Annotated in this window: 14 protein-coding genes; 9 read left to right on the top strand and 5 right to left on the bottom strand. The window is 42.8% G+C overall.

Going from position 1 to position 13,882, the window contains the following annotated elements; genetic code table 11:
- Positions 1-40: 40 nt before the first annotated feature.
- Positions 41-544: a peptide deformylase gene (gene def, locus MJ764_RS10750; protein ID WP_239326908.1), complete on the bottom strand. Its 504-nt coding sequence runs from the start codon at positions 542-544 to the stop codon at positions 41-43.
- 157 nt (positions 545-701) lie between these two features.
- On the opposite strand from def, the gene MJ764_RS10745 reads away from it, so the two are divergent.
- The 6 genes from MJ764_RS10745 to MJ764_RS10720 all read left to right on the top strand — a co-directional run bounded on the left by MJ764_RS10745 (position 702) and on the right by MJ764_RS10720 (position 6,418).
- Entirely contained in the window at positions 702-1,919 is a 1,218-nt protein-coding gene (locus tag MJ764_RS10745) for a LysM peptidoglycan-binding domain-containing protein (protein WP_239326898.1), read from the top strand.
- An 889-nt stretch (positions 1,920-2,808) separates the two neighbouring features.
- Complete coding sequence (locus MJ764_RS10740) at positions 2,809-3,555, top strand: MtnX-like HAD-IB family phosphatase (protein WP_239326896.1); 747 nt, start codon at positions 2,809-2,811, stop codon at positions 3,553-3,555.
- Positions 3,556-3,579: 24 nt separating this feature from the next.
- Positions 3,580-4,401 (top strand): alpha/beta hydrolase, encoded by an 822-nt coding sequence (locus MJ764_RS10735; RefSeq protein WP_239326894.1) that lies wholly within the window; start codon positions 3,580-3,582, stop codon positions 4,399-4,401.
- A 35-nt stretch (positions 4,402-4,436) separates the two neighbouring features.
- A complete protein-coding gene (locus MJ764_RS10730) occupies positions 4,437-4,793 on the top strand; it encodes a DMT family transporter (protein WP_239326892.1) in 357 nt (118 codons plus the stop codon).
- Positions 4,793-5,200, top strand: coding sequence for a DMT family transporter (locus MJ764_RS10725; protein ID WP_239326890.1), 408 nt, complete (start codon positions 4,793-4,795; stop codon positions 5,198-5,200). The genes MJ764_RS10730 and MJ764_RS10725 overlap by 1 nt, the downstream gene beginning before the upstream one ends.
- 30 nt (positions 5,201-5,230) lie before the next feature.
- Positions 5,231-6,418 carry a DegT/DnrJ/EryC1/StrS family aminotransferase gene (locus tag MJ764_RS10720; protein WP_239326888.1) on the top strand — a complete coding sequence of 396 codons (1,188 nt, stop codon included), beginning with the start codon at positions 5,231-5,233 and terminating at the stop codon, positions 6,416-6,418.
- Here the strand turns inward: MJ764_RS10720 and MJ764_RS10715 are convergent.
- From MJ764_RS10715 to MJ764_RS10705, 3 genes are read right to left on the bottom strand one after another with little or no spacing between them, the layout of a single operon-like run.
- Complete coding sequence (locus MJ764_RS10715; RefSeq protein WP_239326886.1) at positions 6,400-7,290, bottom strand: hypothetical protein; 891 nt, start codon at positions 7,288-7,290, stop codon at positions 6,400-6,402. The two genes, MJ764_RS10720 and MJ764_RS10715, sit on opposite strands and share 19 nt — an antisense overlap.
- A complete protein-coding gene (locus MJ764_RS10710; protein ID WP_239326884.1) occupies positions 7,283-8,371 on the bottom strand; it encodes a GNAT family N-acetyltransferase in 1,089 nt (362 codons plus the stop codon). Before MJ764_RS10710 ends, MJ764_RS10715 begins: the two co-directional genes overlap by 8 nt.
- Before the next feature lie 55 nt (positions 8,372-8,426).
- Positions 8,427-9,845 carry an aspartate aminotransferase family protein gene (locus tag MJ764_RS10705; RefSeq protein ID WP_239326882.1) on the bottom strand — a complete coding sequence of 473 codons (1,419 nt, stop codon included), beginning with the start codon at positions 9,843-9,845 and terminating at the stop codon, positions 8,427-8,429.
- A 393-nt stretch (positions 9,846-10,238) separates the two neighbouring features.
- Between MJ764_RS10705 and MJ764_RS10700 the strand changes: the two genes are divergently transcribed.
- Together MJ764_RS10700 and ppk2 are read left to right on the top strand one after the other, a co-directional pair.
- Positions 10,239-11,438, top strand: coding sequence for an MFS transporter (locus MJ764_RS10700; protein ID WP_239326880.1), 1,200 nt, complete (start codon positions 10,239-10,241; stop codon positions 11,436-11,438).
- A gap of 198 nt (positions 11,439-11,636) precedes the next feature.
- Positions 11,637-12,506 (top strand): polyphosphate kinase 2, encoded by an 870-nt coding sequence (gene ppk2, locus MJ764_RS10695; RefSeq protein WP_239326878.1) that lies wholly within the window; start codon positions 11,637-11,639, stop codon positions 12,504-12,506.
- Positions 12,507-12,564: 58 nt separating this feature from the next.
- Here the strand turns inward: ppk2 and MJ764_RS10690 are convergent, their stop codons facing one another.
- Positions 12,565-13,290: a 16S rRNA (uracil(1498)-N(3))-methyltransferase gene (locus tag MJ764_RS10690; protein WP_239326876.1), complete on the bottom strand. Its 726-nt coding sequence runs from the start codon at positions 13,288-13,290 to the stop codon at positions 12,565-12,567.
- A gap of 4 nt (positions 13,291-13,294) precedes the next feature.
- Between MJ764_RS10690 and MJ764_RS10685 the strand changes: the two genes are divergently transcribed.
- Complete coding sequence (locus MJ764_RS10685; RefSeq protein WP_239326874.1) at positions 13,295-13,528, top strand: hypothetical protein; 234 nt, start codon at positions 13,295-13,297, stop codon at positions 13,526-13,528.
- Positions 13,529-13,882: the final 354 nt, after the last annotated feature.

Raw genomic sequence — 13,882 nt, 5'->3', positions numbered from 1 at the left:
GAAGATGGTGGTACAAATATCAGGGCTGACAACAGGTTATTCACATTTTTTCGCGTGCGCGTTTTTTCAGTTTGGTTCTGATGCGATTCTGTTTCAATGGGGATAAATATTCGACAAATACTTTGCCAGCGAGATGATCCAGTTCGTGCTGAATACAGATAGCCAGCAGACCATCCGCTTCTAGTGTGAATTTTTCACCATGTTCATTATATGCTTCAACAGTGATGCGTTCTGAACGGTGCACGAGCTCATAAATACCGGGTACAGAAAGGCAGCCTTCTTCGTATTCAGTATCACCTTCTCTAGCGGTAATAACCGGATTAATAAATACGCGCAGTTCGTTACGTTCCTCAGAAAGATCCATCACTACTACACGTTCATGAACATTAACCTGAGTTGCGGCTAGTCCAATACCGCGTGCTTGATACATGGTTTCAGCCATATCCTGTACCAGAGTGCGAATTCTGTCATCAAATTGAGTCACAGATTGCGCAACAGTATGTAAACGCTCATCAGGATATTGTAAAATGTTTAATAGAGCCATTGTGTGTTTAATTCCTTGTTCAATTTGACCTGATTACATGATGGCAATATGGATTTTTTAAAGATTGTTGATATGGATTCAGGTAAACTGGCACTAATATCCATACTATGTAATATAACAACCATTTAAAACAGTAATCTTTCTAGGGATACTTTACATGCATAAACATATTATAACCTTGCTGTGTACATTGGGTATGGCAATCTCTGCACCCGTAATGGCCAAACTGAAATTACGTCCGGATGCACCAACACAATATGTAGTGAAAAATGGCGATACTCTATGGAGCATATCCGGTAAGTATCTTTACAGCCCGTGGCAATGGCCGCAATTGTGGGGGGCTAATCGTGCCCAGATTCAGAATCCACAGAAAATCTATCCAGGGCAGGTTTTAAGCCTTCGTTATGTTGATGGTCAACCCCGCCTCGATTTTGACAACAGTGGTGATATTCCAACTGTTAAGCTGCAGCCACGGGTGCGTAATATTTCTTCCGGTTATGGCATTAATACTGTAGATGTCGATTTTTACCGTATATTTATGCAGCATCCGCAAGTGATTAACAAAGAGCAAACCAGAAAGGCACCACGTCTTGTCAGAGGGCCTGAAAGTCGCATTATGTTTACAACAGGTGACCGTGTGTATGCTGATCGCCCACTGGAATCAGGTCGCTATTTGGTTTACCGGATTGAAAAAAATATTACCGATCCGGATACACATAAATATCTGGGGCAACAGGTACGCTTCAGTGGTGAGGTAGCGACTCTGACAGGCAAAAACAATGCTTTGGCTGAACGCAGTCCAAGTGATGCTGCCAACTTGCCCAAAGATGAATATTATACGCGCTTGAATCCGTTGATTAAACTACCTACCCGTACTGCGCAGCCGTTGGTGGTTACCAATGTCGCATCGGAAATTAATAAAGGTGATTATCTGTTAAAAGTAACCGATGAGCAGGATTCTTTCCAGATGATGCCACACGCACCTAGTACTCAGGTTAAAGGCAAAGTCATTTCTGTTATGGACGGAACTCAGGAGGCAGGAACTTACCAGACAATTACCCTGAATTTGGGGAGCAATGATGGGGTCGATAAGGGCACAGTCGTGAGTCTGTATAAAAAGAGGCGCCAGTTTACAGCCGGTATATCTACTGATCCTAGTGCATCACGTAGTGTGCTTAAATACCTGAGTATCCCTGCAGAGGAAGTTGGGCTCGCACTGATTTATCGTGTTAGTGACAAACTGTCATCGGCTCTTATTATAAGTACATCCGATTCAGTAAAAGTGGGGGATATGGTGTTGAATCCTGGTCACGATCTGGATGATGTTACCGATGATCGGAGTCATGTATCTAATTCATCAAAAGATTTGCGCTAACAGATGTGGCAGTAGGTAAATTATGGATAATGGCAATTCAAATAATATCTGAATTACATATTGCTAATGAATTGTTTTGAATATAAAGTGCGGATTTTTCCGCACTTTTTCTTTATATGCTTTCTAGAAATACGGACAGATTGCTGTAGAAATAAATGGTCAGACAAATATGGATAGTTAAGGTAAATCAGGCTAGTGCCTACTAAACTGTTTTAATAACAGCAGTGATTTGAGCGTAGAATAATAAAACAGAATGGCAAAGTGGTTAAGCTAATTATTTTGTACAGAATGATTACTTGTGTTTAAAAGAGATTGATAAGAACTTAGCTTGATTGTTGTGTAAAATTAAGCTAAATTAATCAAATGCTTGTTTATAACCATTGTAAAAATAACAATGGTGATCATTTTATCGCTCTATCTATTTTTATTATTTTACAGATACGTCAACTACATAGGTTTAATTTCTGGCTGAAATGTTTTAGAATATACGGTTTGTTTGACTAAATTTGCCAGATATATCAGTTATCTGAATAAATGAGTATCTGATGAGGATAGGTTTGGTGCCGATAGGGGCCGGCAAGTAATTTTGAATTTCAGCCGGATACATAGGCACATTCATGCAAAGTATTCCTGTTTGTATCAATATACTGAACTGCAATTCATATTCAAAATGATCAACTGATATATTTTGATAATTCATTAACCCCAGGCTGGTAAATCACGGTTTCAGCTGATTGCAATATATAGCTGTAAGTTGTGATTGGCGGAAAACTGAGTGTGTTGGTTATATTTGTCTACACACAAATGTATTCAATCATTTTGAATAATCCACCTTTTTCATTGTTACAATGCCAGCCTGTTTTCGTTTGTAATTTTTACTCGGGATAATATGAGCTGTTTCACTCCCATTGTCGAGAACCAGACTAGCCACAAACCATTATTCTATGCCAATAGCTTAATTCAGTATACGATACTGTGTGATTTTGACGGCACCATCAGCGAACAAGATGTTACTGATACCTTACTGAACCATTTCGGCAATGAAAAATGTGCCTTATTGGAGCAGCAATGGTTGGATGGCATGATTGGTTCGCGTGAATGCATGCGTCAACAAATTGCCAATATGCAAGCTAGTCAGGCTGAATTGGACAGTGTGCTGGCACAAATCAGAATTGATCCTGCATTTAGCGCATTTATTGATCTGGTACGAAATGCAAATATAAATGTGCACATTGTCAGTGATGGGCTGGATTATGCAATCCAGTCGATTCTGAAGCGCTATGGTTTTAACTTCTTGCCTATTTTTGCCAATCGTCTATTGCATGATCAACAGCAGGGCTGGAAACTGGATTTTCCTTATGCCAATCAATACTGTCTTAAAGCCAGTGGCAATTGTAAATGTCAGCATCGCCGGCAGTTGGTTGGTTTTCAGAAGATTTTTTATGTTGGTGATGGTACTTCGGATTTTTGTGTGGCAGATAAAGTAGATCTGGTTTTTGCTAAAGATAAACTTATTGATTTTTGTCAGCAACAGGGCATTCAGTATGTGCCAATTAATGATTTTAGTGATGTTGTTGCCATTTTGCCAAACCTGATTAAAGCACCGGTTGAAAATTGCTGCCTGTTTCCGGCATAACGCTTTATAAGCTGATTTGTAATTATGATTCAAGATTCTTCCTATTTTTTACCCGGTAATCGCAATGGCGTGCTCCTGATTCACGGTTTAACCGGTACACCAAATGAAATGCGTATTCTGGCCAAAGGGTTGCATCAGGCCGGTTTTACTGTGTATGCAATGCAGCTGGCTGGTCATTGTGGTGATGAGGCTGATTTGTGTCAGACCACCTGGCATGACTGGTATGCCAGTGTGCAGGAAGCAGCGCGCTTTTTACAGCAACATGTTGATTGCCTGTTTGTGGCCGGATTATCAATGGGCGCGCTACTGGCATTGAAGCTGGCTGCTGATCAGCCAGAACTGGTAAAGGGTGTTGGTGTCTATGGGGTAACGTTTAGCTATGATGGCTGGTCTATTCCATTCTGGGCAAAACAGCTTTTTGTTTTGTTACCCTTTTTAAAGAAACTACATTTATTTCAGAAAACCTCTTTTATTGAAAAACCACCATACGGACTGAAAGATGAACGTATCCGTGCAACTGTGGCAGCCAGTATGTTCAGTGGCGATAGTGCCAGTGCCGGTCTGGCTGGCAATCCGTTTCCGGCATTGGCGGAAATGCAGACACTGGCCAAACTGATGCGGCGGCAACTGCCACAGGTAAAAGCCCCCTGTTTGATTATGCATTCCGGTCACGATGATATTGCCAATATCAATACCAATGCCCGTCTGGTCGAAAAGCATGTTAGCGGAATGACCCAGCTTGTGGTGCTGGATGACAGTTATCATCTGATTACCATTGACCGGCAGCGGCGTGAAGTCATTAATCAGTCAGTTGCCTTTTTTGAAAATATTGCTCAGTCAGCTTAAGTGAATATTCATCTTGTAGCAGAAAGAAATATTATATGAACCTGATTGTATTCATGCTATGGTTGGCCAACATCTGTTTTGATACGCTTGGCCAAACTGCATTTAAATATGCAGCCATAGCACCGGATAACCGCAATGGTTGGTATTACTGGGTCGACCTGTTCAGCAATTACTGGTTGTGGATTGGCATCGGTTCTTATGTTGCTGAGTTTTTATTGTGGTTGGCGTTTTTAAGTCAGGTGCCTTTGTCACAGGGCATATTACTGGGCTCAATTAATATTATTGTACTGATGTTGGTTGGACGGGTGCTGTTTCAGGAAAAACTTACCCGTTTCCGGCTGATAGGCATGTTCTGTATCACCATCGGGGTAGTACTGGTAGGAGCGTCATAATGCGTAAATTTTATTTAATTGGTTTTGCGCTCTTATTATTGTTCGATACGCTAGGACAAAGCAGTTTTAAACTAACTGCTATTCATGCCCAGCCCCTTGAAGCCAGTCTGGACTGGATTATCCGAGTATTCACTCAGCCATGGGTCTATATTGCCATTGCAGGCTATATTGGGGCATTTTTTACTTGGATGGTGTTACTCAAGAAAGCACCAGTAGGCCCGGCGTTTGCTGCTTCGCATCTGGAAGTGGTCACAGTAATGCTGGTTTCAGCTTTTCTGTTTCATGAACATATCACTGCTATCCGTATTATTGGTGCAGTATTTATTGTGGCTGGCATCATCTTTTTGGCTCTGGCTGAAAAAGAAATTATCCAAACTGAACACTGCAAAGATGATGAAGCGTGTTAAATTTTCTGGGTCTGAGTTTTAGTGCCATTTATGCTCAACTATTATGAAAATCCGCCTACTGCCGGTTTACCATTGAAATGGCGTGACTGGTTGCCGACACAGCAATCACTGCCAGACAGTGTCAGTACACAATTAAATTTGTCGCCATTACAGGTAACCTGTTCCGGTACGGCGGCACTGATCGTTGCCTTAACTACGCTGGCACAACAACACCCCCAGCGCAAAACCGTAATTGTCCCGGCTTATACCTGTCCACTGGTGGCTTTGGCCATTCATCATTGCGGTTTGCAGATACAACTATGTGATTTAAAGCCAGATAGTATTGATCTGGATACTGCACAACTTACTACCCTGTTAAATGAGCATGTATTGGCTGTCATACCCACCCATCTAGGTGGTCGGGTAACGGATGTAGGTACCGTTAAACAACTGGCACAGCCATACCAAATTAGTGTAATAGAAGATGCGGCGCAGGCATTGGGTGCTGAAGTAGGCAAACATGGTGATGTTATATTGTTTAGTCTGGCGGCCGGTAAAGGACTAACCATGTATGAAGGTGGTTTGCTAACCGCAGCTGATACACAGTTACGCCGCAGTTTGCAAACCACCGCTAACAGGTTATTACCATTGCAGCTTAAATGGGAAGCACTGCGCACTCTCGAACTTTTAGGGTATACAGCCTTATATAATCCTACTGGGTTGCACTTTGCCTATGGACACGGCCGGCGCAAAGCCCTGCGTCAGCAACAATGGATTGCCGCAGTAGGCGATGATTTTGATTTTGCTATCCCTTTGCATCGGGTTAGCCGCTGGCGGCAGAATGTCGCTGCGAATGCTTTACAACGCTTACCGACATTTTTATATACCTTGCAACAACAGGCGCAGCAACGTATTCAGCAGTTGCAGAGCATTACCGGCGTACAGGTAATTATTGACCAGCATGGACAGGGAGTATGGCCATTTCTGATGGTGTTATTGCCCACCGGCCAGCACCGCGATGCAGTATTAAACCAATTATGGGCTAGTCCCTTAGGCGTTACCCGTTTATTCATCCATACACTGGCACAATACGATTACCTGCGGCCACTCGTACCAGCTATGGCCATGCCCAATGCTGAAGATTTTGCTGCACGTATGTTAACCATTACCAATAGTCCATGGCTTACTGATGCACAATTTTCCCGAATAGCTGAAGTTATTCAGAATACCGTTTGTTGATGCTGAGCTAAAGCAGCAAGCAGTTGCTGGTTAACCGCATGGTGTTGTTGCTGCCATGCAGCCAGCGTGGCTGCCGGAATCGGTTCCTGCTTGTCCATGGCACTGAGCAGACGTTTGAGCAGGTTGGTGTATTGCCATTGCGATACTTCACCGGTAATGTCGCTACCAATAATGCGCTGATCCAGCGCAGCAATTACAGTCAATAAATGCACCAGCTGCATACGACCCTGATCCCAGTTGGTTTGCACCACATCCTTACCCAGCACATCCTTATCAATTGAAACATATACTGATTCACTGGTTTGTTGCTGTGCCTGAATAAATGCGCTAACCAGCTCTTCTGGCGAAGCAAAGGCACGAAAAGCCTGTTGTAGGCCGATTTTTTTTGCCCAGCCAACCTGAACATCCATACACCAGTAAGTTAATTTACCTTGAAGTAATGGTGTCAGCCGGTTTTCCCAGCAGTGGGCAAAGCCAATATCATTTGAAGTGATACCCAGTACATGCACATGGCTGACAAAAGGCAATTGCGCCACATAGCTTACCCACGAACCACAGTGAATCCCGAACAGATAGCGCATATTGTCCGGATGATTATCAAAAATAACTACCTGTATTGGATTAGTAGCATTGAAATACTGCTGTAAACGTTTAATCAGTAATAGTGAAACATGGTGGTAATCGCCGCTACCCATCAGTACCGTACCATAGCACGCTGGTAACTGTCGTGTCAGTTCTGCCTGTAACTGTTTGAATTTGGCTTGTGCACAGCCAAAACGAATAGCTTCCTGCCATTGCCCCAGTTCAATTCTGAAAGCATCTGCTATTGTGCCCATACTGTGGTCAAAATCCAGAATTACCGGTTTATTCATGTTTTTTACTATCCTGACTATGTTGCTTACTGACTTCCTGCCAAGTTTTGTCCTGCTCAAAGCGGCTACTGATCTTGGATAGTAAGGTTCTTAAAACCGGGTTGCGTACATAGACCATATGCTTGGTAAAAGTGAAATGTGCACCTAAAGATGCTTTCACTTGTGGATCAGTCCAACCGGCTACATAAAAATCCAGTCCGTGCTGTCTAGCGTAATCCAGATTATAAAACCAGCTCAGATAATACAGATTCAGCTTCCGAGCCTGTGGATAAACAAAGCCAATATATTTATCTACCAGCATATTATTGAGAACAAAACAAATATTGTATCCAATCAATTGCTGTTGATAATGATAGGTAAAAATTCGGGCTTGATTGCTGCTGTCCTGTAACAGGCGCACAAAAAATTCCCGGGTTAATAAATCAAAATGAATTTCACTTTGATTGTAAACATTCAAATATAACTGATAAAACTGCGCTAAAACGTCCTCATCCTGAAAATACGCATCACCGCTGCGTAGACAACCAGTTTCCACCAGTGACTGCGTTTTCAACTTACGTCGAAAATTTTTGCGGCGTTGATAAGATAAGCGGCTCAGATATTCGTCAATATCATTAAAATCAATAGGCACCCACGCCAAAGCCTGACCTTCCACTGCAATAAATCCCTGTTGCTGCAATGATTGAATCAGTGTGGCTGCATAATCATTTGCCTGAGTATCCAGTAATGGTGACTGTTGCGGAATATCTTTCACAATCAGCAGCGGGTATTTTTTGCCATAATTCTGCTTTATTTCTAAAGCTAATTGCTGTGCTGATTGGTGTTGAGTGAACAAAGCATATTCAGATACCGTTGTCCCAATAAAACAGGTAAGAGGTTGCAGAAACCGTTGCCACCAACGAAATAGTGGCCAATGACGAATTTTTTGCTGAAAAGCAGAATCAGCGGTAGTGAGTAAATTAAAGCGTGCAGCAAAAGCGGGTACATCACTCGTTAGTTGCCATGCAGTAAAATCTTGTGGAGGACTGGCCAAAAAAGTTTCGACCAGTTCATCCGGTTCCAGTTGAGTCAGATAATTCATAACATCCTATACGGCAGCTGGCTTAAATACTAGCCGAGCTGCCATCTTACGTGGCTTAAGCGTTTAATTCTTTTTTAGCACGCGTAATCAATTGATCCAATAATTCAATACCTTGATCAATTTCCTGTTTCGTAATATGCAATGATGGGGCAAAAGTAATCACATTCTTGTAATAACCGCCAATATCCAATACCAGCCCCATTTTCTGGCCTTGCCATTCCAGATCGCCAGACATACCGATATCTACCATCTTATCTACCAGCACTTTATTTGGTGTAAAGCCGTCTTCAGTACAGATTTCGGCACGCAACGCCAGTCCCAGACCATCTACTTCACCGATTTCCTTATGGCGCTGTTCCAAAGTTTTCAAGCCTTCAAGGAAATAGGCACCGCTTTCCATAACCATTTTCTCATAATCGGTTTCTGCCATCATTCTGAATACTTCGAGACCCACAGCCGTACCCAGCGGATTTGAAGCAAAAGTAGAATGAGTAGAACCAGCAGGGAATACCTGCGGATTAATCAGCTCTTCCCGTGCCCACAAACCACCGAGAGGATTCAAACCATTGGTCAATGCTTTAGCGAACACCAGCATATCTGGTTGTACATCAAAGTGTTCAATCGACCATAACTTACCAGTGCGATAAAAGCCCATCTGTATTTCATCGACCACCAGCAAAATACCATACTGATCCAGAACTTTTTTCAGTCCTTTAAAATAGTTACGTGGCGGCACAATATAACCACCAGTACCTTGCAGCGGCTCTATATAGAACGCCGCATATTCGGCCTGACCTGCTTTCGGATCCCACACACCGTGGTATTCCGTTTCAAACAAACGGGCGAAATCAGCTACCAGATGTTCTCCATATTCTTCTGCTGTCATACCTTTAGGCCGACGGAACGGATAAGGAAACGGAATAAACATTGCACGGTCAGCAAAATGACCATAGCGACGGCGATAGCGGAAGCTTGAAGTAATAGAAGATGCACCCAGCGTACGACCGTGGTAGCCACCTTCAAACGCAAACATCAATGACCGGCCTTCAGACGCATTACGGATAATTTTCAGAGAATCCTCAATACACTGAGAACCGCCAACATTAAAATGAACCCGACCATCACGCCCAAATTTGCGCTTCATATCCTCAGCAATAGTTTTTGCCAGCTCAATTTTGGTTGGATGCAAATACTGGCTTGCACACTGCGGCAAAGTATCTACCTGCTGCTTTAACACCGTATTCAGGCGTTCATTAGCATAACCAAAATTACAGGCCGAATACCACATCTGCAAATCCAGATAGGGCGTGCCATTTTTATCATACATATAGCTGCCTTCGCAGCCATCAAAAATTTTCGGCGGATTAACATAATGTACCGTATCACCAAAAGAACAATACTTTGCTTCATCAGCGAGCAACTGCGTATCATCCCGACGATTTTCAATTGTTTGAGCACTAGGCTTACTCATCATTAATTCCATTCTTTCCAAATAAAAAGCTTATAAAAAGTACATAATCAATACTATTATATCCTGCTAAAGCATAACACCTGTAGAAAACAACACACTGATAGCCATATAAAACCATTACCTACTGCAGATTAAATTATCTTAGCATTCAAAGTAGAAGCATAAAATCCAAAATACAGCGTATTTAACAGCCATAACAGAATAAAATGTCTACCAATACATAGCGTCACCAAATTTCATCATCCACAAGGATTAACACAATAAAATAAAAACAGTACATCATATGCTATAGAGTAAAAAACTGTATTTTTACTAATATTTCTCAATCAGTTAGACTTAAATATTAATAAACAAGCAATTAGTCCGGCTACAATACGTCCGCATACCAACATACCTATGAACACAGAACCTAACCGTATCCCCCATCCACGCTGGCTATTACTTGCCCTTGCCGTTGGCGGTTTCGCCATCGGCATCACCGAATTTGCCACCATGAGCGTTTTACCCTATATCGCCAGCGGCTTAAATATCAGCGAACCCACAGCAGGACATCTAATCAGTATTTATGCCCTTGGTGTTGTTGTAGGTGCTCCAGTTATTGCCATATTTGGCGCGCGTTTCAGTCGGCGCAGTCTGTTGTTAGTGCTCATGGCATTTTTTGCTTCAGCACATCTAGGCACCATGCTCGCTCCGAACTACAACAGCATAATGTTATTTCGCTTCTTAAGCGGCTTACCACATGGAGCTTATTTTGGCGTTGGTGCGTTGGTTGCCGCGGCCATGGTATCACCAGAAAAAAGAACACAGGCTGTGGGGTTAATGATGATTGGCTTAACCCTTGCCACCACCATCGGCGTGCCCTTAAGCAGTTGGCTGGCACAGGCAGTAGGTTGGCGCGTCGTCTTTCTCATAGTTGCCTTACTGGCTGCTATCACCGTCATCTTAGTAGCTCTTTTTTTACCACCAAACTGCATGCAGGGTGGCGGCAGCAATGCCGTGCGCGAACTCAGTGCACTCACCAATCGTCAGATTTGGCTCACACTAGCCATAGGTGCTATCGGCTTTGGCGGCATGTTTGGCATATATGCCTACATGGCTTCAACCCTCGAAAACATTACCGGTATGTCACCCAAAAGCGTGCCACTGGTTATGTGTCTATACGGCGTAGGCATGACCCTAGGCAACATCATCATACCGCGTCTGGTTGGACGCCATGTAATGTCAGGACTAGCATGGTTACTGGCATGGTCGGCAGTCATGTTAGCCTTATACCCTTTTGCCCTACATTATCCATACTGGATATGCATACAAGTCGTTCTCATCGGCATGAGCGGTGCCGTAGGTACCTTGTTACAAATTCGTCTTATGGACGTAGCCAAAGATGCCCAAACTCTGGCCGCAGCACTGAATCATAGCGCTTTCAACGCCGCCAATGCCCTCGGGCCTTATTTGGGAGGTTTAACTATTGCCGCAGGCTGGGGCTGGAGCAGTACCGCTTGGGTTGGTGTTGTGCTAGCAATAATTGGCTTAATCGTATGGTGGTTTACCGTACGTGACGAACAGCGTACCAATGCAAAAAATCAATTGCCACAATAATTCGTTCCATATCCTCAATAAAGCAGATGGCCATTCTGCCCAAAAATATATCAGGTTACATAAACATGAATGTCTGAATAAAATTACAATGTAAAAACGCGTAACTCAAGTTGCAAATGGCTGTTATCATTAATATTCTGTTTATATAGGTAAAAGTAATTTAATTATTAACAAACCAACCGGCAAAGGGTGGTAATTATGACTGATAAACAATTGCAACCAGAGACAGAAACGCCTGATACCGAGCAAACTGAAAAACAAAGCAATATCTGTACCGACAAAAATAGCAAACACAAAAAATTAACCAAAAAGAAATACTACAAAGAGCTCGAAAAACTTCAGGGTGAAATGGTCGCCCTGCAAGAATGGGTGAAAGCTTCCGGGCAAAAAGTTTGCATCATCTTCGAAGGACGTGATGGTGCAGGCAAGGGTGGTGCAATTAAAGCAATTACCGAAAGAGTCAGCCCACGCATATTTCAGGTAGTAGCCTTACCAGCACCGAGTGAACGCCAGAAAACACAAATGTACATGCAGCGTTACATTCCCCATTTACCTGCAGCCGGCGAAGTTATCATCTTTGACCGTAGCTGGTATAACCGTGCTGGTGTAGAGCGTGTTATGGGATTTTGCACAGAACAGGAAAGCAAAGAATTTCTCGAAATCATTCCTTTTATGGAAAAGGCCATCATCAATTCAGGCATCATCCTGCTCAAATACTGGCTTGAAGTAAACATGGAAGAACAGCACCGACGCATGCTTGGTCGAATTAATGACCCGCGTAAAATCTGGAAACTCTCTCCCATGGATATCAAATCTTACAGTCGCTGGTACGACTACTCCCGTGCCCGTGACGAAATGATTATGGCTACCGATACCTCATGGGCTCCATGGTATGTCGTCGATTCCAACGACAAAAAGAAAGCGCGTTTGAACATCATCAAACACATACTCAGCGAAATTCCATACAAAAAAACACCACGGAAAAAAGTCGAACTGCCAAAGCGGCAGGATAAAGGCAATTATCAGGAGCCCAATTACCCTTATCGTTACATTCCGGAAAAATACTAAATACATCACCAGCCACACTGGCTGGTGTTCTTTCTCAAATCTTAATACCTATTCTGAACTACTTGCGAAAATCACCCCATAACACCTGCATCGCAGCAATTGCCGCCAGCGAAGCCGTTTCCGTACGCAATACCCGTGGCCCCAGACTAATAGCAGCGAAACCATGCCTGATTGCCAGCTCCTCCTCAGCATTACTTAACCCACCTTCCGGGCCAATTAACAACGTTACTGCCTGTGGCTGTGCAAACTCATTTAATGCCTGTGGTCGGCATAAACTCATCAGCAGCTTCAAATCATCAGTAGCCAAACCAGCCAATGCATTAGCCAAATCCATCACCGGCCGAATTTCTGGCACCATCGTCCGTCCGCATTGCTCACATGCACCAATCGCAATATCCTGCCAGCGTTCCAGCTTTTTCAACGCCCGGTCACCACTTAAACGCTGACTGCTACGTTCCGTCAGCACCGGCTGAATCAGCGTAACTCCCAATTCCACAGCTTTCTGGATAGTCATATCCATCCGCTCACTGCTTGAAACCGATTGTAGCAACGTAATCGCCAATGGAGACTCAAGCGTAACAATCTCACTACCACGGATCAGCACATCCACATTTTTCTTACCCATAGCTGTAATTTCAGCTTGATAAACAGTGCCAAGACCATCAAACAGCTCAATCAGCTCGCCCGGCTGGCAACGCAAAACCTGTACATGGCGCGCAGTTGCATCCGGTAAAGAAAAAGTCTCTGAATGACAAATACTAGACGGAACATAAAAACGAGGCATAATAATGAAAAAATCCAATAATAATCAAACAAGCCAAATAGCAAGATTAGAAATTAATAAAATAAGCTGTTTCCTGATTAAACCAGCCCTAACCACAATCAGCAACGTATCAGTTTTATTGATCGGCAAAAATAAAATTCTGCCATACAGTCATTTATATATTGTTTCAGAAAAAGTAAAAACAAAAGCACTAGCAAATAAGGCAACAACCATACTGAAACAGCAAAACCATAATTAATAATAGGCCTATCTATAAGTAACAGCATAAACAAGCTTAATAAGATATAGAAGTAACATATATAGAATTTCCAAAATCACAAACTATACAACGGCAACATATTAAGTCCTGACGCGACAACTAAAACAGAGATATGGCATGGATAAAAAGCAGCAGAGTAATCAGAAATACAGGAATAACAGATTAATCAGTACTAAAGCATGACTGAGTAAAGGGAAGAATTTAAATAGACAGGCGTAAATGGAGTCAAAGCGTGTCAAAAATAAAATCTTAAAAAACAGTCATATGATGAAATAAAGAAAAATAAAGGGGGAAAGTAGTTGACAGCGTTTTAGGTGAGGCGTATAGTTCGCC

The sequence above is a fragment of the Snodgrassella gandavensis genome (assembly GCF_914768025.1).
GTDB classification, from domain to species: domain Bacteria; phylum Pseudomonadota; class Gammaproteobacteria; order Burkholderiales; family Neisseriaceae; genus Snodgrassella; species Snodgrassella gandavensis.
The sequence above is the reverse complement of the archived record's forward strand: the minus strand, read 5'-3'. Positions and strand labels throughout refer to the sequence as shown.

Bases quoted from the DNA above. Each gene is read 5' to 3' on its own strand.
- def (WP_239326908.1), bottom strand. From the start codon at position 544: ATGGCTCTATTAAACATTTTACAATATCCTGATGAGCGTTTACATACT.
- MJ764_RS10745 (WP_239326898.1), top strand. From the start codon at position 702: ATGCATAAACATATTATAACCTTGCTGTGTACATTGGGTATGGCAATC.
- MJ764_RS10740 (WP_239326896.1), top strand. From the start codon at position 2,809: ATGAGCTGTTTCACTCCCATTGTCGAGAACCAGACTAGCCACAAACCA.
- MJ764_RS10735 (WP_239326894.1), top strand. From the start codon at position 3,580: ATGATTCAAGATTCTTCCTATTTTTTACCCGGTAATCGCAATGGCGTG.
- MJ764_RS10730 (WP_239326892.1), top strand. From the start codon at position 4,437: ATGAACCTGATTGTATTCATGCTATGGTTGGCCAACATCTGTTTTGAT.
- MJ764_RS10725 (WP_239326890.1), top strand. From the start codon at position 4,793: ATGCGTAAATTTTATTTAATTGGTTTTGCGCTCTTATTATTGTTCGAT.
- MJ764_RS10720 (WP_239326888.1), top strand. From the start codon at position 5,231: ATGCTCAACTATTATGAAAATCCGCCTACTGCCGGTTTACCATTGAAA.
- MJ764_RS10715 (WP_239326886.1), bottom strand. From the start codon at position 7,290: ATGAATAAACCGGTAATTCTGGATTTTGACCACAGTATGGGCACAATA.
- MJ764_RS10710 (WP_239326884.1), bottom strand. From the start codon at position 8,371: ATGAATTATCTGACTCAACTGGAACCGGATGAACTGGTCGAAACTTTT.
- MJ764_RS10705 (WP_239326882.1), bottom strand. From the start codon at position 9,845: ATGATGAGTAAGCCTAGTGCTCAAACAATTGAAAATCGTCGGGATGAT.
- MJ764_RS10700 (WP_239326880.1), top strand. From the start codon at position 10,239: ATGAACACAGAACCTAACCGTATCCCCCATCCACGCTGGCTATTACTT.
- ppk2 (WP_239326878.1), top strand. From the start codon at position 11,637: ATGACTGATAAACAATTGCAACCAGAGACAGAAACGCCTGATACCGAG.
- MJ764_RS10690 (WP_239326876.1), bottom strand. From the start codon at position 13,290: ATGCCTCGTTTTTATGTTCCGTCTAGTATTTGTCATTCAGAGACTTTT.
- MJ764_RS10685 (WP_239326874.1), top strand. From the start codon at position 13,295: ATGAAAAAATCCAATAATAATCAAACAAGCCAAATAGCAAGATTAGAA.